This is a genomic window from Pannonibacter carbonis (genome assembly GCF_003012935.1).
Lineage (GTDB): Bacteria > Pseudomonadota > Alphaproteobacteria > Rhizobiales > Stappiaceae > Pannonibacter > Pannonibacter carbonis.
Genome location: NZ_PUDR01000001.1, coordinates 244,728 through 265,000 on the forward strand (window position 1 = coordinate 244,728; position 20,273 = coordinate 265,000).

Sequence of the window (20,273 nt, forward strand, 5' to 3'; positions counted from 1 at the left end):
CCGGGACATGCCCCAGCTCGGCGCTTCGCGAACGCTCGGCTGGGCCGAGATGACGCAGAGTATGTTCGCTGTCAGGCGGCGCTGCGGGCAACCACGTCGACGATCTCGTCGACAACCTCGTTGACGAGGGCCGCATCATCGCCCTCCGCCATGACTCGGATCAACGGCTCAGTGCCTGACGGGCGAATGACGAGGCGGCCGGAGGAGCCGAGACGGTCGCGGCCGGCATCGATCGCCGTCTTGACGCTGTCGTTTTCCAGCGGCGCACCACCACGGTAGCGGACATTCTTCAGCACTTGCGGCACGGGGGTGAACTTGGCGCAAACCTCGGAGACCGGACGCCCCTCCTCGCGCACGCAAGCAAGGATCTGCAAGGCGGCAATCAGTCCGTCGCCGGTGGTGGCGTAATCCGACAGCACCAGATGGCCAGACTGCTCGCCGCCCACGTTGAAGCCATGGCTGCGCATATGTTCGACCACATAGCGGTCACCAACCTTGGTGCGAGCCAGTGACAGACCCTTGCCAGCCAGGAAGCGCTCAAGACCGAGGTTGGACATGATGGTGGCGACAATGCCCGGCGCAGACAGACGGCCAGCAGCGTGCCAGCTTTCGGCCACAACGGCCATCAGCTGATCGCCATCAACGACCTGACCACGTTCATCGACGATGATGACCCGATCTGCATCGCCATCCAGCGCGATGCCGATGTCGGCACGCACTTCATGCACCTTGCGCGACAGGGCGTCGGTCGACGTGGAGCCGCAGTCCTTGTTGATATTGTAGCCATCCGGATTCACGCCGATGGAGATGACTTCGGCCCCCAGTTCCCAGAGCGCATCGGGGGCGACCTTGTAGGCGGCACCGTTGGCGCAGTCGACAACGATCCGCATGCCTTCCAGGCTCATGTCCCGCGGCAACGCGCGCTTGGCGAACTCGATGTAGCGCTGCTGTGCGCCATCGATCCGCTTGGCGCGCCCAAGCTCGTGCGAACCGGCAAGGCGCGGGGCGAGATCACTTTCCAGCAGCCCCTCGATCTCCAGCTCGATCTCGTCCGACAGCTTGAAGCCATCCGGACCGAAGAACTTGATGCCGTTGTCGGCAAAGGGATTGTGCGAGGCGGAGATCATCACGCCGAGGTCTGCCCGCAGCGAACGGGTCAGCATCGCGACAGCCGGTGTCGGCAGCGGGCCGAGCAGGAACACATCCAGACCGACCGATGTGAAGCCCGCGACCATGGCATTCTCGAGCATGTAGCCGGACAGGCGCGTGTCCTTGCCGATGACGACCCGGCTGCGATGCCCCCCGTTGCTGAACATCAGCCCGGCGGCCATTGCGACCTTCAGTGCGACTTCTGCCGTCATCGGATGGGTGTTGGCCTTGCCGCGAATGCCATCGGTGCCGAAATACTTGCGCATGGGGAATCACTGCCTGTCTGGAATGCGTTCAAGTGTGCGTGTAGCGCATAGAGAAGCATAGGAGCGTTCAAAAACTGTGAGCGAGTGTTACGGCACAACACAGATCACCGAACGAAAAGCAAAACGCCCGGCACAAAGGCTCGGGCGTCTCGAACTCGATCGGGAGCGGCGGGATCACGCGCTCGGCTGCGGTTCCATGCCGGACGGCGCACCGCCTTCACCACTACGCTTGGCGCCGGTGGACGGAACAGCGGAGGACCGGCCGACCGGGGTGTCATCGCCATTGTCACGGACCGGCGGCTTGCCCTCGAGCAGGTTCTTGATCTCTTCGCCAGAGAGGGTCTCGTACTCGATCAGCCCCTTGGCCAGCGCTTCGAGCTGATCGGCCTTTTCGGTCAGGATCCGCTTCGCTTCCTCGTACCCCTCGTCCACGTAACGGCGAACTTCGGCGTCGATGATGCGGGCGGTTTCTTCCGAGACATTCTGCTGGCGGGCAACGGAGTGACCCAGGAACACTTCTTCCTGGTTGTCGCCGTAGGCTACCTTGCTCAGCTTGTCGGAGAAGCCCCACTGGGTGACCATCGCACGGGCGAGGCGTGTGGCCTGCTTGATGTCGGACGACGCGCCGGAGGTGATGTTCTCCTTGCCGAAGATAAGCTCCTCGGCCACGCGGCCAGCCATCATGATCGCCAGACGCGAGGTCATCTGGGTGTAGCTCATGGAGATTTCGTCGCGCTCCGGCAACTGCATCACCATGCCGAGCGCACGACCGCGCGGGATGATCGTCGCCTTGTGCACGGGATGCGCCTTCGGAACAACCAGGGCGACCAGCGCATGGCCGGCTTCATGATAGGCCGTGCAGCGCTTTTCTTCCTCGCTCATGACCAGCGTGCGGCGTTCCGCACCCATCATGACCTTGTCCTTGGCGTCCTCGAACTCGGCCATGGTGACCAGACGCTTGGAGCGGCGGGCGGCCAGAAGCGCAGCTTCGTTGACGAGGTTCATGAGGTCCGCGCCGGAGAAGCCCGGGGTGCCGCGTGCCAGCGTCTTGACGTCAACGTCCGGCGCCAACGGAACCTTGCGCATGTGGACCTTGAGGATCTTCTCGCGGCCGGTGATGTCCGGGTTCGGAACAACGATCTGACGGTCGAAACGGCCGGGGCGCAGCAGCGCCGGATCCAGCACGTCCGGACGGTTGGTCGCGGCGATGATGATGATGCCTTCGTTCGGCTCGAAGCCGTCCATCTCGACGAGCAGCTGGTTCAGGGTCTGCTCACGCTCGTCGTTACCACCGCCAAGGCCTGCGCCACGGTGACGGCCGACGGCATCGATTTCGTCGATGAAGATGATGCAAGGCGCGTTCTTCTTGGCCTGCTCGAACATGTCGCGGACGCGCGAGGCGCCCACGCCGACGAACATTTCCACGAAGTCGGAACCCGAGATGGTGAAGAACGGCACATTGGCTTCGCCTGCGACGGCGCGGGCCGTCAGCGTCTTGCCGGTACCCGGAGGGCCGACGAGGAGCACGCCGCGCGGAATGCGGCCGCCGAGGCGTTGGAATTTCTGCGGGTCGCGCAGGAACTCGACAATCTCCTGGAGATCTTCCTTGGCTTCGTCGATGCCGGCGACGTCGTCAAACGTCACGCGGCCATGCGCTTCGGTCAGAAGCTTGGCCTTTGACTTGCCAAAGCCCATGGCCTTGCCGCCGGCACCGCCCTGCATCTGGCGCATCACGAAGATCCAGATGCCAAGAATGATCAGCATCGGGAACCAGGAGATCAGCGCGCCGATGAGCGAGAAATTCTCCGACGGCGGACGGGCATTGATCAGGACACCCTTGTTGCGCAACTCGTCGACATACTGGGCTCCATCGGGAGCATAGGATGTGAAGGCCGTGTTGTTGGTGGTCCGGCCGGTGATCAGCTGCTGCTGGATCGTCACCTCGCGGATTTCACCCTGATCCGCCTGGTTCAGGAACTGCGAGAACGGTATCTCGTTGCTCGGCGCTTTCTGTCCCGGGCCCTGGAATAGCTGGAACAGCGCGATCAGCAAGAGCGCGATGATCACCCAGAGTGCGAAATTGCGGAAGTTTGCGTTCATTTCGATCCCTTGTCCGCCACCCGGCGGCCAGTTACGCGGAGAACCTTGTCCCCTGTTTGATCCCAAGATAGGTCGCGGGACAGGCCCTGCCAAGGCGGTGTGGCAGTCTTGCGCAGCCGGGCTCACTTTTTTCTTAAAAAAGCTGGCGAAAGAACGGCAAAAGGCCGGTTTCCGAATCCGTTGACCAAAAAGGCTGCAAACAACTGGCAGGCAAGGGCACAACTATCCCCGCAAGTCACAGGCGCAGCGGCAGGTGAGCGAGACTTACACCAGAAGGCAAGGGCGAAAACCCCGGCACAACGGCCGGCGTATCATCCGCTGCGCTGGCACTGACAAGCACCGGCGACCGGACGAAGGCTTCGGCCGGGAACCCCGCGCGCAGGTCGCGGTCCAACCCGGAGAGTAGACCGCCCGCCGGACCGATGTGCAGCGCGTCTGCGGCAGCCGAAAGGCTCAAACGAAAACGGCCGTCCCACAAGAGGGAGCCGCCCGGCTGTATATCGACAGCTTCTGATGACTGACGGCCCGGCTCGCGCCAAAAGGCGATGGAGACCGGATCGGCGGCAATCACGCATCTGGCGAGCGTCTGGCGGCTGGTCCCGCTGGAGAAGAGAACAGTGTCCAGCCGTTCCAGCCGTTCGAACCGAGGCGGATAGTCCTCGCCGCCAATGTGACCGAGAACCCGCTGCAGCAGCCGCAACCGCACTTCAGCTGGCAGGGTAGCAAGGGCTGAACGCGCAAGCCGACCGGGCCCTGCTGGATGCTGGAAGAAGTGCTGTTTCAACACCTGACTGCCCCAGGCATCCAGCGCCTCGGCGGCCGAAGCCATGCGCTGAACGGTTGCCAGAAGCCGATCCGGGTCCAGTCCCTCGTTGCCAAGGCTGGCCATCAGCCGGCGCAAGCGGACGCGCTTGAACTTCGGATTCTCGTTCGAGGGGTCATCGCTATGGGCAATACCAGCGACCGCCAGGGTCGCGCGCAGACGTCCGCCCGGAACAGACAGAAATGGCCGCAGGATGCGCAGACCGCCGGGACCATCCGCAGCATCGGGCCGCATGGCGGAAAGGCCATGCACACCGGACCCACGCGTCAGGCGGTCGAGAAAGGTCTCGATCTGGTCGTCGCGATGATGCGCCGTTGCCAGTGCTTCAATGCCGCGCCGGGCCATGGCCGCGCCCAAGAGCGCATAACGCGCGCGGCGGGCCTCAGCCTGAAGATTAGTGAGGTCTGAAGGTGGAGACCAGGTCAGCAGCTCGGCCGGAAGGCCGAGCCGGGAACAGAGTGACAGGACCGCTTCCGCTTCTGCGCACGCCTCAGGGCGCAGGCCATGATCAACTGTGAAAACAACAATATCGGGGGCCGGGGCGTCTGCGGCTCGGCGGCGCTTCAACCAGTCAGCAGCCAGCCAGAGAAGGCAGGTGGAATCTGCACCACCCGAGACTGCGAGCGCGACGGCGGGCATGCCGGCGAGCGGCGCCAGCAAAAGATCAGCCTCCGCAGCGTCAATCGGCTGACGCGCGGAGACGTCAGGAGCAGCGGACACGCTGCTGTTCGGCACGGGCCTGATCCCGCACGGCCTTTGGTGCTTCGGGATACTTGGACAGGAGTTCGGCAAAGGTCGCGCAAGCGGCTGTTCCCTCGCCGAGGCCTTCAAGCGACAGGCCGAGCTTGAGAAGGCTTTCTGGTCCCTTTGTCGTGTTCGGATATTGAGTATAGGTCTTCAGGAACGCATCTGCCGCCTGACGGTAGTCCTGCTGACCATAGAGACTCTCTCCCAGCCAGTACTGGGCATTCGGGACGAGCTCACTCTTGGGATAGGCGTCGAGAAACGCACGGAACGACTGCTCCGCAGCGACATAATCGCCGCTTAGCGCATGCGAGTAGGCTGCATCATAGTCGGCACGAGGATCGCCGGTCAGGCTCAGGCTGGCCAGTTGCCCGGCAAGCGGATCCGGCCGCGCGGCAACACCGGGAGGGGTCAGGGTCCGTGCCCCGCCGGATGCAGGGTCGATAACCGATGTCTGGCCGCGCGCGAGGGCTGAAAGATCGAGCGGACCACCGGCCCCAGGCAGCGTGACGATCTCACCCTGCGTGACCTGATCAGCTGGAAGCTGGCCCAAGGTCCCGGAGGCCGGGGCAAGCCCGCTGCTCGCGGACAAATCCTGGCCCTGCACCTGACCCGTGGCCGGGACAGCGCCCTGCGGTTGAACCGCAGGGGCTGCATCCGAGCGTTTGCCGGGTTTCGGCGCGGACTCGAGTTGCTGGAACCGGTATTCGTTGTCTTCCTGCATGCGCCGAAGCTGCTCCTGCAGCTCACGCATCTGGAAGGTCAGTTGCTCAATCTGGCCATTCAGCCGGCGCATCTGATCTTCCATGTCGTTGAGGCGCACCTGCGCATCACCGCCTCCGCTGCTCCCGCCAAACAGCTGGGCATTTGCCTGGGGCGCAAACGCGCTGACCATGCAAACGGCGGCAAGCGCCACAACAAGCGTCTTCCAATTCACCATGCTTCACCTCCGGTTTGCCTCATGGCAGCCGATGGATAGCACAGGGCGCGCCGACTTCGGCCAAATTTTGACGCGCTGCGCTGACGTTGCACCGCAGATGCAAAAGGGCGCAACCTTGCAGCTGCGCCCTTTTGCAAGTAACCGGAAGACCTTGCCGGATCAGGAGCCGGCGCTGTTCAGCACGGTAACAGCGCGGCGGTTCTGCGACCAGCAGCTGTTGTCGTTGCAGACGGCGACCGGACGCTCCTTGCCGTAGGAGATGGTGCGCAGGCGCGAACCGGCGACGCCGCGCGACACAAGGTAGTCGCGGGCAGCAGTGGCACGGCGGGCACCCAGGGCGATGTTGTACTGGCGTGTGCCGCGCTCATCGGCATGGCCTTCGATGGTGACCATGTACTTGCCATAGGTGTTCAGCCACTGGGCCTGCTTGTCCAGCGTGGCGCGTGCCTGGACGTTGACGGTCGACTGGTCTTCCTCGAAGAAGATACGGTCGCCGACATTGACGACGAAGTCCTGGCTGGAGCCCGGAGTGGCAGCAGCATTGCCGTCAAGGCCGTCCGGCTTGGTCTGTGCGCAAGCGGCCAGCGTCAGGGCAAAGCCGAAGACCGCCGCAATGCGCGCCCCGCGAGTCATGATACCCGAATTCAACATCTCTCTGCTCCTCGTCCCCACCGTCCCCCGACAGGGTGAACGCAATCTATATTGGGTTGGTTAACAGCCGGTACGCGATCACGGTAAAGACTTTGTCAATGCCGCGCCTGCAACCAGCATTCCTGCGGCATTCCTGCCGCACTCAAGAGCTGCCGCCGAGGCGGCAGTTTTTCGTCTGGCCCGTCCGGGCCCTCAATCAATCAGCGGCGACCAGGACGGATCCGAGGCAAAGGCCGGCGTTGCGATGAGTTGTTCGTTATAGCCGGTCAGATCCACGGTCCAGACCTTTGGCCCGCCGTTGGCGCCCGGCGCGTCCCGGAAGAACGTAAGCACGCGGCCGTTCGGCGCCCAGGCCGGGCCTTCGTTGTGATAACCTTCGGTCAGGATGCGCTCACCCTTGCCGTCCGGCTTCATGACGCCAATCATAAAGCGGCCCTGGTGCTGCTTGGTGAAGGCGATCAGATCGCCGCGCGGCGACCACACGGGCGTGGAATAGCGGCCGGGACCGAAACTGATGCGCTGCGGGTTAGAGCCGTCAGAGCCCATTACATAAAGCTGCTGCGTGCCGCCACGGTCAGACTCAAACACGATCCGGGCCCCGTCCGGCGAATAGGACGGGCTGGTGTCGATGGCCGGCGTGTTGGTCAGACGCGTGGTCGCGCGAGAACGCAGATCCATGACAAAGATGTTGGCGTTGCCACCCTGCTGCAGGCTCATCACGACGCGCTGGCCATCGGGCGAGAAGCGCGGGGCAAAGGTCATGCCCGGGAAGTTACCGACAATCTCGCGCTGGCCCGTCTCGATGTTGAGCAGGAACACGCTCGGATCATTGCCTGTGTAGGCCATGTAGGTGATTTCCTGGGTCGTCGGCGAGAAGCGCGGCGTCAGCACCAGTTCGTCGCCGCGGGTCAGGTAGCGCACGTTGGCGCCATCCTGATCCATGATGGCCAGCCGCTTGACGCGGTTGTTCTTCGGGCCGCTCTCGTCGACAAATACGATGCGCGTGTCGAAGTACCCCTTCTCACCGGTCAGGCGCTCATAGATCGCATCGGCAATGATATGGGCAAGGCGGCGCCAGTTTTCCTGGGTGGTGAAGAACTGCTGGCCCAGCATCTGCTCGCCGGCGAAAACGTCCCACAGGCGGAATTCGGCCCGCAGGCGACCATCCGCCTGACGGGCCAGCGAACCGGCAACCAACGCCTGCGCGTTGATGATGCGCCAATCACCGAAGCGCGGCGAGGAATTGGCGGTGATGCCCTTTTCGATGAAGCTGGCCGCATCAAGCGGCTTGAACAGGCCGGAACGACGCAGGTCATTGGCAATCACGGCGGTGAGTTCACGCGCGAGCTGCGCATCCGCGCCTTCCGGAGCAAAATCAGGCAGCGCGATCGGCAGCGGCTCGACTGTGCCCTGGGTGATGTCGATCTCGATCAGAGCCTGCGCCGGGACAACCGGAGCGAGACTGGCAAGAGCGAACAGGCAGCCGGCCGCAGCTGCCTTGATCCAGGCAACACACCCGGTCTTGGTGCGAAGGTTTCTCATGGGCAACAGGGCTCCAGGTTCACGTTTCACGCTCAGCCCCCCAGCATTTCACGGGGGTCGAAATTGATGATGACTTCCCGCCAGGCGTTGTATTTTTCGGCCGGCAAGGAGTAAGGCGCGCAGCGCATGACAGCCCGGATGGCGCTGTCAGAGGCTGCACGAAACGACGGATTGCCATTGGAATTCAGGATCCTCGGCGCGCCTTGCACCTCACCTGCCTCGGTGAGGTTGAACTGGACACGAACTTTCAGATCCTCGGCACCCACAGCACCGGCGGGCGGATTCCAGCAGCGCGAAATCTGGCCGCGCAATGCATCCAGCTCGGAAACCGTCATCTTGACGTTGTTGTTCCCGTCCCGGCTGCCCAGCGAGGCGCTTTCCTTGTTGGCGGCCGAGCCCCCACCGGAGGGATCCACCTTGTTCAGAAGTGCACTGATCTGGTTCGGATTGAAATCCTGCGGCTTGGTCGGCTGTGCCTGGGCGGTCTGCGTCGGCGTCGCAGGTTTCGGCGGCGTTGGCTTGGACTTCGGCGTCACCTTCACAGGCTCAAAGGGTACAGCCTTTGGCGCTTCTTCGGCGGGCTTGGCTTCAGCAACCTTCGGCTTTTCCGGTGCCGGGGTCGGCGGCGGAGGCGTTTCGACCGGCTTCGGCGGCTCAGGCTTGGGTGGTGTCGGCTCGGGCGGCGTCGGAGCCGGTGGCGGCGGGGAGGCCGGCTCGGGGGCCTTCACGGGCTGCGGCGTCGGGCGTGGCGTCGGCGGCGTCGGCAACTCCACCTTTGATTCTCCTGCAGCCTTATCCGGCTCAGCCTTGGTGTTCTTCGTCTCCTTGGACGTCGATTCGCTCGGCTTTTCCTTCAGTTCTGCCGTCTTTTCGCCCTTGTTGAGCTGTGTGAACTCGCCGATAGGCACCAGATCCACCGGCAAGGATTCCACCGGCTTGGTCTCAAAACCCTCCACGGCCGGGAGCCCGACGAGCGCCCAGATGCAGATGGCCACATGACCCGTCAGCGATGTAATCAGGCCGGCACGCATGAGGCGTCAGGACCCTTCTTCAATCGTCACAAGCCCAAGGCGCTTGAAACCGGCTGCATTGATCCGGGCCATGATCTTCATCATGGTGCCGTAATCGGCATTCTGGTCGCCGCGCACGTAAATCCGCTCTTCATAGCCGTTGGCGGCAATGGCAGTGAGCTTCGGCACCACTTCGTCGAGCGGTATTTCGGTGTTCTGAATGTAGATCTGACCGGACGAATTGACCGAGATCGTGATCGGCTCCTTGTCGCCCTGCAGCGGCTTGGCGGCCGTCTCCGGCAAATCAATCGGCACGCCGACCGTCAACAGCGGCGCGGCCACCATGAAGATGATCAAAAGCACAAGCATCACGTCCACAAAGGGCGTGATGTTGATTTCGGCGATCGGGGCGGCCCGTCGTCCACGGCGTCTGCGGCCACCGCCACCTCCGCCGCCTTTTCCAACACTCATCCCCATGGCTTACATCCGCTCGTCAATCTGCCGCGACAGGATCGCGGAGAACTCATCGGCAAAGCCTTCCATCCGGGACGCCAGCTTGCTCGCGTCCGTCTGCAGCTTGTTGTAGGCGATAACCGCCGGAATGGCCGCAACCAGACCGATGGCCGTGGCCAGAAGCGCTTCCGCGATACCCGGCGCGACAACGGCCAGGGACGTGTTCTCGGACTGCGCAATCGCCTGGAAGGCGGTCATGATGCCCCAGACCGTGCCGAACAGACCGATAAACGGGGCAGCTGCACCAACGGTCGCAAGCACCAGAAGCTGCGATTCCAGGCGCTCGCTTTCGCGCTGGATCGTCACGTCCATGACCCGATCGATGCGCTGCTGCAAGCTGTGCAGGGCCGGTCGCGCGCCTTCATGGCTGCGTTTCCATTCCCGCATCGCCGCAACGAACAGCGCCGCCATCGAATGGTTCGCCCGGCTTGACAGCGTCTTGTAAAGTTCCTCCAGCGACTGGCCGGACCAGAACACGGTCTCGAACCGCGACATTTGCCGCTTGGTGCGCGTGTAGAGCAGCGCCTTGTCGACAATGATCGCCCATGTCCAGACCGACGCCGCAAGCAGGCCGATCATCACGAGCTTGACGACAAAGTGGGCCTGCAGGAACAGGCCGAGAAACGACATGTCGCCATGCTGCGCCGCCATGGTCGTCTGGGCAATTTCATTCATCGATAAAGGACCTCTCGGCCGTGAAGTTGTTTTAAGTGTTTGACTGCAGCTGAAGACAGTCACTTTGCCGCCGCTCGGCAAGCCCCGGAACTTCGCCTTCCTGACGGCTGAATTTGGCAAAACTGGGACTGCATGCTGCAATGCAGTTCGCCCTAGAAAGACCGAATTATGGTTACCACGATGTTAATCGCGTGAATTTTCCGCGAACAATCAACCACATCACCGGATTGACAAAGCCGGTTTCCGCACGACAAAGTCTCTGAAAGCAAAAATAAAGATCGATCAAGTCATGAGATTAGTGACAGTTTTTCTCTTCGCCTGCTTTATTCCAGTGCCGGCTTTTGCTGTAGAGGCATCCGTCAACGCGGAAACGCAGCAAGAAGCGATGGCCGTTTCAGACGCACCCGCAATGCGCCTGGCGCAGAACTATTCCTGTACGCCAGCGCGCACCTGCAAGGTTATTGCCACTTGCGAGGAGGCCCGGTGGTATCTTCAGAACTGCCCCTGGGGCGGCAAGCTGGACAGAGACAAGGATGGGCACCCTTGCGAAAGCGGCCCCTGCTGACATCTCTCTGCCCCTGACTGCCTTAGACTGCCGGATGACCCATCGCAGCAAGCCGCGCTGCCAGCGCCGGCGGCAACCGGACAGGCCGGCCATCCGCTGTGATAACGGCAACGGTCACGTCAGCCCCGGCAAGGACTTCGCCTTCCCGCAGGGCTTGCTGGCGCAGCACAATCCGCGCACCGCGCGCCTCGACCAGAGTGGTCACAATTTCGAGAACATCGTCAATCCGTGCCGGACGCAGGTAGCTGACGTTCAATTGCCGAACAGCAAAAGCAATGGATGGACCATGCGCCCCGTCGGCAAGCTCGGCATGATGGATCCCGCAATGACGCAGGAAGTCCGAACGGCCGCGTTCGAAGAAGCGAACGTAGGAGCCGTGATAGACAAGGCCGGTGAAATCCGTGTCCTCGTAATAGACGCGAACGGGAAGCACATGGCTCCCCGAAATGAGACGACCTGAAAGATCAGTCCAGTCCTGCGGCATGTCAGCCCTCTCCGGCTCGGTGCCCCTGCCTTAGGCGCAAGGTGCCCGACATGCAAGACCCCGCCGAAGCGGGGTCTCAAAGTTCGTTGACGGCAAGGCTAGCCCTGATCAGGCTGCGGCAACCTGTGCCAGGAAGCGTTCGACCGATTGGCGCAGGGTATCAGCCTGGCGCTTCATGGAAATGGTCGCCTCGCGCATGGTCTCGGCAGCTGTCGAATTGTCGGTGATGTCAGAGTTGAGGGTCGCAATCGCGCCGGTCACAGCCATCGTGCCCCGTGCTGCCTCGGACACGTTCCGCGAGATCTCGCCGGTTGCCGCACCCTGCTCGCGCACGGCGCCTGCGATCGAGGCGGTGTAGCTGTTTACTTCTTCCATCGACTGGGACACTTCGCCGATCTCGTCCACGGCATCGGAGGTCGAGGCCTGGATCGCGGCGATCTGGGCCGAGATTTCCTCGGTCGCCTTCGACGTCTGGTTGGCCAGTTCCTTCACTTCGGCGGCAACGACCGCAAAGCCACGGCCGGCTTCACCGGCGCGAGCTGCCTCGATGGTGGCGTTGAGCGCCAGCAGGTTGGTCTGCTCGGCAATCGCCCGGATGAGGTCGACCACCTCACCGATCTTGTTTGCGGCCTGGGCAAGGCCGGCAATCTTGACGTTGGACGACTGGGCGTTGGCAGTGGTCCGACCGACGACTTCCGCCGTGGTGGCGACCTGACGCGCGATTTCAGAGATCGATGCGTTCAGCTCTTCCGTGGCAGAGGCGACGGCCTGCACGTTGCCAGACGCATTCTCGGAGTCCATCACGGCCTGCGACCCACGCTGCGCCGCTTCGGCAGCCCGTGAATTCAGCACGCTCGAGAGTTCCTCGACATGTACGAGGTTTTCCTCCACCGCACTCAGCACCGTCTGTGCTTCGTGGCGGAAGGCATTGATCATGGCGTCAATCGACTGCTCGCGCTGTTCACGGGCGATATGACCGGCGCGGCGTTCTTCAGCAAGGCGCTCACGCTCAATGGAATTGTCCTTGAACACCTCGACGCAGCGAGCCATTTCGCCGATCTCATCCTTGCGATCGAGCGCATTGACCACGACCGTGAGATCGCCATCGGCAATCTTGCGGGCGCCGCCTGCCAGTGCCTGCAACGGGGCAAACATGCGGGCGGTCAGGAACCAGATCACCGCGACAATCGGCAACAGGGCGAGAACGCCGGTGATGATCGCACCCAAAGTGATCTCGCGGGCAGCTTCTGCAAGTTCAGACACAGAGACAGCAGACCCAACCGCATAGCTGGTGCCCATCAGGTCGCCGGTCTCTGTCGAGTACTGATAGGACGTGCCAGTGATGTCAACCGTATTGGATCCTGTAGCGATCTGGGCCAGCGGAGCAGCTGTGCCCCGTACATCGCCGGCATCAAAGATCGCCGCAGTTCCCTTCGGATCGACCAGCAGCGCATGTTCCGTCCGGCCAACACCGCTTTCCTTGACGATCAGCGGGATCAGCTTGTCCATCGCGATCTGGAAGCCGATGATGCCGAAGAACCGGTCATGCGAGAACACCGGCGTAGCGAACAGCAGTTCCACGTTGCCCTCGGGGCTAACGCGGAAGCCGGATGTCGTGATCGCAGGCATGCTGGTCGCAGTCCGGTCGGACGAGGCGAGAAGCGGCGCGACTGCAGCCTTGAGCGCAGATTCGCTGAGTTCGGGAGCGCTCAGGTTGCGCGCAAACTCTTCACCCTTCTGGTAGCTGTAGATCACGTTGCCATCAACATCGACAAGCATCAGGTCACTGAACAGGCCCTGACCGATCAGGTTGCTCATCGACTGATGAATTGGCTTGTGGTTGTTGGCGTAGAAGTTGGAGACCTGCGGCTCGATCAGCTTGTGGCGCTCGCCGGCGGAGTGCGGGTTGTCGTCCACGAAAATCTTGCGCAGCTGTTCCGTGTGGTTCTCTTTCAGAACCTTCCAGCCAGCCGTCATCTTCATCATTGCGTCCTTGGCGTCGGAAACCGACGCGAAGAAGCGGGCACTGTCCTGCCGCTGGGCCAGAGCCAGAGCGAGTGTCTGGCTTTTGCCCAGTGTTGCACTGTTCAGGGCGCGCGCGGCCTGTTCATCAGCGACACGGCCAGCGAGTTGCGAGGTGACCAGCACAGTGGCTGCGCACATGATAGAGGCGCCGATGAAGAACATCAGAGCCATCTTGTTAGACAAGCGATTTAGGATCATAGCAGCGTTCCCGCCCTCCGGTTTTGTTAGACGGTGGCGGAAAGTCACAAAAAAAACCTTAACTCGAAGCAGCAGTATCCGGAATTCTCACTAGTTCCAGAAACAGTTAGTCTGGATTAATTGCATCGACCGGCAAGAACATGCCTAAAATCCAAGCATTCCCCGTAACTTGACGTTACTGGGTCAGGCTTCGGGTTCCTCTGAAAAAAGACCAAGTTGCGGCGCATCCGGGCGCGGCGGAACAGCCAATCCAAGATGCCGGAAGGACTGCGGCGTCAAAATTCGTCCACGTGGTGTACGTTGTATGAATCCATTCTGGATCAGATACGGTTCCACGATCTCCTCAATCGCATCGCGCGGCTCAGAGAGAGCGGCCGCAATTGTCTCGATCCCGACGGGGCCGCCACCGAAGTTGACGGCGATCTGGGTGAGGTATCGGCGGTCCAGACTGTCGAGACCGGCACTGTCCACTTCGAGCTGCGAAAGAGCCCGGTCGGCCATGGCGCGGTCGACCGTTTCCATGCCGGCATAGACGGTAAAGTCGCGCACCCGGCGCAGCAGACGGCCGGCAATACGCGGTGTGCCGCGCGCGCGCATGGCAATCTCGCGGGCGCCGTCCGGTGCCATGCCGATGCCCAGCAGGCGGGCACCTCGGTTGACGATGTGCTCCAGTTCCTCGACCGTGTAGAACTCCAGCCGGACCGGAATGCCGAAGCGATCCCGCAGCGGCGTGGTCAGCAAGCCGAGACGCGTCGTGGCGGCGACGAGCGTGAACTTGGCAAGGTCGATCTTCACCGAGCGGGCGGCCGGGCCTTCACCGATGATGAGATCCAGCTGGAAATCCTCCATCGCCGGATAGAGCACTTCCTCCACCGCCGGGCTGAGGCGATGGATCTCATCGATGAACAGCACGTCGCGTTCTTCAAGATTGGTCAGGAGTGCGGCAAGATCGCCAGCCTTGGCGATGACGGGACCAGACGTCGCACGGAAGTTGACGCCAAGCTCGCGCGCCATGATCTGCGCCAATGTCGTCTTGCCAAGACCCGGAGGACCGACAAACAGCACATGGTCCAGCGCCTCGCCACGCGCCTTGGCCGCGCCGATGAACACCTTGAGGTTGGCGCGCGCCTGCGCCTGGCCGACAAACTCGTCCAGCGACTGCGGCCGCATGGTGGTGTCGATCTCGTCGCCCCGGATCTGCGGGCTGACCAGCCGTTCGCTGTCGTCCATACGCCTTCACTCTCCACGCCGCGGCAGCGCGCCGCTGGCAAACCGGTTACTGGACCGCCAGTTCCTTGAGGCCAAGGCGGATGAGGGTTTCCGTTGTTGCCCCCTCCCCGGCCGATTTCACGGCCTTGGCCACCGCCGCGCTCGCCTGCGCCGGGGCATAGCCCAGATTGCTCAGCGCCGATACCGCCTCGGCCACCGGACGGGCGGCAACATTCTCGCTGACCGTCTGGGCGACGGCCAGCGTATCAGCGTCCAGCGCCGAATATCCCGGCGCCTTGTCCTTCAGCTCGATGACGAGACGCTCGGCAACACGCTTGCCAACGCCCGGCGCGCGGGACAGCGCGGTCTTGTCGCCGAGCGCAATTGCCGTCGCCACATCGCTCGCCTTCATCACGCCGAGGACGGCCAGGGCAACTTTTGCACCGACGCCCTGCACGGTCATGAGAAGCCGGAACCATTCCCGCTCGGCCTCTGAGGCAAAGCCGTAGAGACGGATCATGTCCTCGCGAACGATGGTCTCGATGAACAGCACGGCCGCCTCGCCCGCGCGCGGCAACTGCTGCAGCACGCGCGAGGGGCAGAAGACCTGATAGCCAACGCCATGGACATCGAGGATCAGGTGGTCCTCGCCGAAACTGTCGATGGTGCCCTTGAGCTTGCCGATCATGCTGCACCTCTCGTGGCTGCGGCGATCTTTGCCGCCACTTTCGATTCCATGCTGGCGGCTCCCCGGTGATGGGCGTGACAGACGGCAATCGCCAGCGCATCCGCCGCATCGTCGCTGTCGAACCTCGCCTTGGGAAGCAGGATCTTCACCATGTGACGGATCTGGTCCTTTTCCGCGTGGCCGGTGCCGACCACGGTCTTCTTCACAAGGTTCGGCGCGTATTCCGAAACGGCGAGCCCATGCAGCGAGGGCACCAGCAGCGCGATGCCGCGCGCCTGACCAAGTTTCAGCGTCGCGCCGGCATCCTTGTTGACGAAGGTCAGCTCGACGGCGGCCTCATGCGGTGACTGGGCATGGATCACCTGCTGCAGGCCGTTGTGAAGCTGAACCAGCCGCTCGGCCAGATCGTTCTTCTCGCTGGAGGTCACGGTTCCGGCCGCCACGAAGGTGAGCTTGTTGCCCAGCGCCTCAATGAGACCCCAGCCGGTGCGGCGCAGACCGGGATCAATCCCGAGGATTCGAATCGGATGTATCATAGAACAAAGCGGTAACAAAACTCGCGCCCCGACGCCAGCACAGACGGTCAGAGGGGAGGAAGACGGCTTGTTTTTCGAGGATTGGCGCTGCGGAGACCGGCACGTGGCCAGGGTAGGAGTGCTACCTGGCTCTCCTTGGTCATCCCGGACGCAGCGAAGCGGAGATCCGGGACCGGAGAGCCAAAGCGTCTGCGACGTTGACTCATTCAAACATCGGCACCTCGACCCTCCGGTCCCGGCTCAACGCTGCGCTTGGCCGGGATGACGTGGGTGGGGCTAGGTATAGCACCAGTCCAACCCCGGCAGACGGCCGGGGTCGGACAAGCATGAAAAGGCCGTCAGCCGGCGAGGCTGGCCATGGTCTCTTCGTCGATGTCGAAGTTGGCGTAGACGTTCTGGACGTCGTCGTCATCTTCGAGGAGACCAACGAGCTTCATCAGGGTCTGGGCCTTCTCGGCATCGACCGGGATGAGGTTCTGCGGCTTCCAGATGATCTTGACGGACTCAGGCTCGCCCAGCGTCGCTTCGAGCGCCTTGGACACATCGCCCAGATCCTCGAAAGCGCAGATGATGGTGTGGTTTTCGGCGTCCGACTGAACGTCTTCCGCTCCGGCCTCGATGGCCGCTTCCAGCACGGCATCCGCAGCACCGGCCTTGGCCGGGTAGATGATCTCGCCGACCTTGTCGAACATGAACGACACCGAACCGGTTTCGCCCATCGCTCCGCCGCACTTGGCGAAATAGGAGCGCACGTTCGGGGCGGTGCGGTTGCGGTTGTCCGTCATCGCCTCGACGATGATGGCAACGCCTCCGGGGCCATAGCCCTCGTAGCGGATTTCGTCATACGATTCGGCATCACCGCCCTGCGACTTGTTGATGGCCCGCTGGATGTTGTCCTTGGGCATCGACTGGGCCTTGGCGTTCTGGATGGCCAGACGCAGGCGCGGGTTGGCAGCCGGATCGGGATCACCATGCTTGGCGGCAACGGTGATTTCCTTGGAAAGCTTTGAAAACAGCTTCGACCGGACCGCATCCTGGCGGCCCTTGCGATGCATGATGTTCTTGAACTGTGAATGTCCGGCCATGATCTTCCCGGCAGTTGTGCTTGGCTCACATATGGAGAATGCGCAGCTTATAGGGAAACCGCGCAAGAAAATCCAGCCACCCCACCCACGCCCGCAGAGCACAGGGGCGGTGGTCCGCCGTCGGTCAGGACAGCCAGAACGAAGGGAACACCGGATCCAGACGTCCGCCGATGCGCAGGGGCGAAATGGCAGTGGCAAGCCCCGTGCGGTCGTCCGTCTCCACGGCAACACCGCAGATCGTCGCCTCGCCCAGGGCCGGCGTGAAGCGGGCACCTGGCACCTTGCGCAGGAACCGGTTCAGCGGCTCATCCTTTTCCATGCCGAGCACGCTGTCATAGTCGCCGCACATGCCGGCGTCGGACAGATAGGCGGTGCCGCCGGGCAGGATCTGATGATCGGCCGTCGGAACATGGGTGTGCGTGCCGACAACAAGGCTGACACGACCGTCAAGGAAATGACCCATCGCCTGCTTTTCGCTGGTGGCTTCCGCATGCATGTCGATGACGATGGCATCGGCGACAAGGCCGAGCGGGCAGTCGGCGATGGCCTTCTCGACGCCGGCGAAGGGATCGTCGAGCGCATCCATGTACACCCGGCCCATCACATTGACGACGGCAACACGGGCACCATTGCGGGCGTTGAAGAGGTTGACGCCCCGGCCGGGCGTGCCGGCGGGATAGTTGACCGGGCGCAGCAGGCGCGGCTGGCGCTCGATGTAGACGAGGGTTTCGCGCTGGTCCCAGATGTGGTTGCCGGTGGTGACAACGTCAGCCCCGGCATCCAGCACATCCTGCAGGATTTCCTCGGTAATGCCAAAGCCGGAAGCGGAGTTCTCGCCATTGACGATGACGAAATCGAGATGGTGGTCCGACACCAGGCCCGGCAGGGCATCAATGACCGCATTGCGTCCGGCGCGGCCAACCAGATCCCCCAGGAAAAGCAGTCTCATGCGCCCTCGCGCTCGTTGAACCAGGTGAGGCCACGCTCCGTCAGGATCGCCTCAAGCTTCTGGTCATGCGGTTCAGTCGGCACGTGATCCACCTCCTGCGCGGAAAACGCAAGTCCGATCCTGCGCACGGCGTGGCCTGCAGCCTCGAAATCAGCGATCGCCGTGTCATAGAAGCCGCGGCCATAACCAAGACGCCAGCCATTGGCGTCATAGGCCGACAGGGGCATCAGCAGCACATCCGGGCGCAGTTCGGGCGAAGCCTCGTCCGGTACGATGGTGCCGAAACCGGCCTTGACCAGCGTCGTCTCCCGGTCGAGCCGGCGGAAGACAAGGCGCGGGCCGACGACGACCGGCAGGCAGAGCGCGTGACTGCGCTGGCCGAGCGCATGCATCAGCGGGCGCGGATCGATCTCGTCACGGATGGGCCAGAAGCCGGCAACAATCGCGCCGGGCTGAAGCTGGAGCGCATCCACCGTGTCGCAGAGTGCCAGAGAGGCCTCGATGCGATCGGCAACGGCGAGGGCGCTGCGCCGGTCCAGCGCAAGCTTGCGCACGGCGGCCTTGCGTTCGGCCATTTCGGTTTCAGCCCGGGTTTGGGACGTGGAAACGGGAGCCAAGCTGCCTCCAGGCGGCAAAGCGACAGGGTATGACGCAAGACGATGGAAAGTGCGTAGCCACAACATCCGTTGGAAGTCGCAATCCCGGGAAACCTACTAAGTAGGTGGGCGCCGTGTGCCCAGGCCCACGAGCCTGGACAAGTACAGCTCCCTAAGGAATGCGTAAGGCCCCGGGGATATGGTTCCTGACGAGAAGCGCAGCCACGCTGATCAGATATAGACCCAGGATGCCGCCATTACCAGCCCGGCAGCTGCAAAGCCGGTGAAGCATCTGGATAAGTCACTCTTCCCGCAGGCTGCGGGTCAGGCCGTCGGCAAGGTTTTCGATCCGCCGGGCGGCCTCATCGATCCGCGCCACCACGCTGGCCTCGCTGCGGTTGAGATGCTCCAGCGCCTGCATGCGGGCTTCGCGCGCGCTCGCCAGTTCCTGCTCCAGATGGCGGATCTTCTTTTCCATCTCGGAAAGTTCATCGACCACCATGATGCCGGCCATGACGGTCAGGCGCTGGTCGCCAATCTCGCCGAAACTGCGGCGCAGGTCCTCGATGCAGCTGTCGAAACGCCCGGCAAGGCCGATCAGGCGCTCTTCCTCGCCGTCGTCGCAGGCCATTCGAAAGGCCCGGCCGTTGATGGTGACTGAAATCTGCGCCATGCCTGCCGCTCAGCCTCCGTGTGCTTCAAGAACGGAACGGATCGATTCCATTGCAGAAACGAGCCGACGCGACACGTCGCGGTTGGCTTCTTCCAATCCGTTGGCGCGGCCTTCGGCGCGATCAAGCGCGGCGGCGAGTTCGGAGCGATCCTCCCCCAGCCGCTGCAGATCTTCCTGCAGGGCGTTCAGCGAACGATCACTGTCGAGCCGACGACCAACCGCCGTCTCCAGGTGTCCCAGAGCCGTCGTCAGGCGCGCCAAGGCCGCTTCCAGTGAATGGCTCTGCCCCGAGCCGTAATCCGCCATCCGCTTTGATCCACCTTCACAGCCAGTCGGGAGAGGGCCCGGCTGCGCAACGCCCGTTGTCACGGCCTTCGATTGAAGGCAGCGCCCATGTCGCGCAAACGATCTCCACCTACATCGACCGTTCGAGAGACGAAATGCAGCTCCACACCCGAGACATATCCGGCGAAAGCACGGATTGCCACCAAGCGCGCAAAAACTAAAGCAAACTGCGAGCGCACCGCAATAAGGTCATGAACGAACTTAACGCTTTTGAAATCGCTTGCCGCCGCACTCGTAACTTTACGCAAGGCGCGAATCCGCCGTCAATGGCGCATTCACGGGGTTTTTGGGGTTCTCCCCTGTGCTTACCCATGCGTTAGGGTTTTGTTCGCCTTTGTTGACACGAACAAGGTTCCTGTTATTTGTCGGGCTCCCTAAACCGGCCTCCCAAGGCTGCCCGGACAAGTCAGGCCGCCAGGCGTGCTCCGTCCTCCCGGACCGGCTCATGGCTGCAGGGCTGTGAGTCGCGCGCGATGGCCGGAAGGACGCGAACCTCTCAAGCCGGCG

General features: G+C 62.7%; 21 protein-coding genes and 1 other RNA gene. 1 reads left to right on the plus strand and 21 read right to left on the minus strand.

From position 1 onward, the window contains the following. Positions 1-71 precede the first annotated feature (71 nt). The 9 genes from glmM to tolQ all read right to left on the minus strand — a co-directional run bounded on the left by glmM (position 72) and on the right by tolQ (position 10,413). On the minus strand, positions 72-1,415 hold the full coding sequence (gene glmM, locus C8348_RS01105; RefSeq protein WP_106751418.1) for a phosphoglucosamine mutase: 1,344 nt from the start codon (positions 1,413-1,415) through the stop codon (positions 72-74). A 174-nt stretch (positions 1,416-1,589) separates the two neighbouring features. After that, complete coding sequence (gene ftsH, locus C8348_RS01110) at positions 1,590-3,515, minus strand: ATP-dependent zinc metalloprotease FtsH (RefSeq protein WP_106751419.1); 1,926 nt, start codon at positions 3,513-3,515, stop codon at positions 1,590-1,592. A 235-nt stretch (positions 3,516-3,750) separates the two neighbouring features. Next, positions 3,751-5,073 (minus strand): tRNA lysidine(34) synthetase TilS, encoded by a 1,323-nt coding sequence (tilS, locus tag C8348_RS01115; protein WP_106751420.1) that lies wholly within the window; start codon positions 5,071-5,073, stop codon positions 3,751-3,753. Next, entirely contained in the window at positions 5,042-6,022 is a 981-nt protein-coding gene (ybgF, locus tag C8348_RS01120) for a tol-pal system protein YbgF (protein ID WP_106751421.1), read from the minus strand. Before ybgF ends, tilS begins: the two co-directional genes overlap by 32 nt. A 159-nt stretch (positions 6,023-6,181) precedes the next feature. Beyond that, a complete protein-coding gene (pal, locus tag C8348_RS01125; RefSeq protein WP_106751422.1) occupies positions 6,182-6,673 on the minus strand; it encodes a peptidoglycan-associated lipoprotein Pal in 492 nt (163 codons plus the stop codon). A 192-nt stretch (positions 6,674-6,865) separates the two neighbouring features. Next, positions 6,866-8,215 (minus strand): Tol-Pal system beta propeller repeat protein TolB, encoded by a 1,350-nt coding sequence (tolB, locus tag C8348_RS01130; RefSeq protein WP_106751423.1) that lies wholly within the window; start codon positions 8,213-8,215, stop codon positions 6,866-6,868. 32 nt (positions 8,216-8,247) lie between these two features. Continuing rightward, positions 8,248-9,246 (minus strand): energy transducer TonB, encoded by a 999-nt coding sequence (locus tag C8348_RS01135; protein WP_106751424.1) that lies wholly within the window; start codon positions 9,244-9,246, stop codon positions 8,248-8,250. Between the two features lie 6 nt (positions 9,247-9,252). After that, positions 9,253-9,702: a protein TolR gene (gene tolR, locus C8348_RS01140; RefSeq protein ID WP_106751425.1), complete on the minus strand. Its 450-nt coding sequence runs from the start codon at positions 9,700-9,702 to the stop codon at positions 9,253-9,255. 3 nt (positions 9,703-9,705) lie between these two features. Further along, a complete protein-coding gene (gene tolQ / locus C8348_RS01145; RefSeq protein WP_106751426.1) occupies positions 9,706-10,413 on the minus strand; it encodes a protein TolQ in 708 nt (235 codons plus the stop codon). A 409-nt stretch (positions 10,414-10,822) separates the two neighbouring features. Between tolQ and C8348_RS22590 the strand changes: the two genes are divergently transcribed. Beyond that, complete coding sequence (locus C8348_RS22590; RefSeq protein ID WP_425270801.1) at positions 10,823-10,978, plus strand: excalibur calcium-binding domain-containing protein; 156 nt, start codon at positions 10,823-10,825, stop codon at positions 10,976-10,978. Positions 10,979-11,000: 22 nt separating this feature from the next. Here the strand turns inward: C8348_RS22590 and ybgC are convergent, their stop codons facing one another. From ybgC to C8348_RS21860, 12 genes are all read right to left on the minus strand, one after another. Beyond that, positions 11,001-11,462 (minus strand): tol-pal system-associated acyl-CoA thioesterase, encoded by a 462-nt coding sequence (gene ybgC, locus C8348_RS01155; protein ID WP_106751427.1) that lies wholly within the window; start codon positions 11,460-11,462, stop codon positions 11,001-11,003. A 108-nt stretch (positions 11,463-11,570) separates the two neighbouring features. Continuing rightward, entirely contained in the window at positions 11,571-13,685 is a 2,115-nt protein-coding gene (locus C8348_RS01160; RefSeq protein ID WP_106751428.1) for a methyl-accepting chemotaxis protein, read from the minus strand. Between the two features lie 183 nt (positions 13,686-13,868). Next, on the minus strand, positions 13,869-14,915 hold the full coding sequence (ruvB, locus tag C8348_RS01165) for a Holliday junction branch migration DNA helicase RuvB (RefSeq protein ID WP_106751429.1): 1,047 nt from the start codon (positions 14,913-14,915) through the stop codon (positions 13,869-13,871). A 46-nt stretch (positions 14,916-14,961) separates the two neighbouring features. Next, positions 14,962-15,582 carry a Holliday junction branch migration protein RuvA gene (ruvA, locus tag C8348_RS01170; RefSeq protein ID WP_106751430.1) on the minus strand — a complete coding sequence of 207 codons (621 nt, stop codon included), beginning with the start codon at positions 15,580-15,582 and terminating at the stop codon, positions 14,962-14,964. After that, on the minus strand, positions 15,579-16,118 hold the full coding sequence (gene ruvC / locus C8348_RS01175; protein ID WP_106751431.1) for a crossover junction endodeoxyribonuclease RuvC: 540 nt from the start codon (positions 16,116-16,118) through the stop codon (positions 15,579-15,581). The genes ruvA and ruvC overlap by 4 nt, the downstream gene beginning before the upstream one ends. A gap of 338 nt (positions 16,119-16,456) precedes the next feature. Next, the gene (locus tag C8348_RS01180; RefSeq protein ID WP_106751432.1) at positions 16,457-17,203 is read right to left on the minus strand and encodes a YebC/PmpR family DNA-binding transcriptional regulator; all 747 of its coding nucleotides are present in this window, start codon (positions 17,201-17,203) and stop codon (positions 16,457-16,459) included. A 124-nt stretch (positions 17,204-17,327) separates the two neighbouring features. Continuing rightward, positions 17,328-18,152 (minus strand): TIGR00282 family metallophosphoesterase, encoded by an 825-nt coding sequence (locus tag C8348_RS01185; protein WP_106751433.1) that lies wholly within the window; start codon positions 18,150-18,152, stop codon positions 17,328-17,330. Next, positions 18,149-18,727, minus strand: a complete 579-nt coding sequence (locus C8348_RS01190; protein ID WP_106751434.1) for a 5-formyltetrahydrofolate cyclo-ligase — start codon at positions 18,725-18,727, stop codon at positions 18,149-18,151. The genes C8348_RS01185 and C8348_RS01190 overlap by 4 nt, the downstream gene beginning before the upstream one ends. 92 nt (positions 18,728-18,819) lie before the next feature. Beyond that, positions 18,820-18,976, minus strand: a non-coding RNA gene (gene ssrS, locus C8348_RS01195) — 6S RNA. A 73-nt stretch (positions 18,977-19,049) separates the two neighbouring features. After that, positions 19,050-19,421: a cell division protein ZapA gene (locus C8348_RS01200; protein ID WP_106751435.1), complete on the minus strand. Its 372-nt coding sequence runs from the start codon at positions 19,419-19,421 to the stop codon at positions 19,050-19,052. 9 nt (positions 19,422-19,430) lie between these two features. Beyond that, positions 19,431-19,727, minus strand: coding sequence for a DUF4164 domain-containing protein (locus tag C8348_RS01205; protein ID WP_106751436.1), 297 nt, complete (start codon positions 19,725-19,727; stop codon positions 19,431-19,433). Positions 19,728-19,786: 59 nt separating this feature from the next. After that, positions 19,787-20,014, minus strand: coding sequence for a hypothetical protein (locus C8348_RS21860; protein WP_157950348.1), 228 nt, complete (start codon positions 20,012-20,014; stop codon positions 19,787-19,789). Positions 20,015-20,273: the final 259 nt, after the last annotated feature.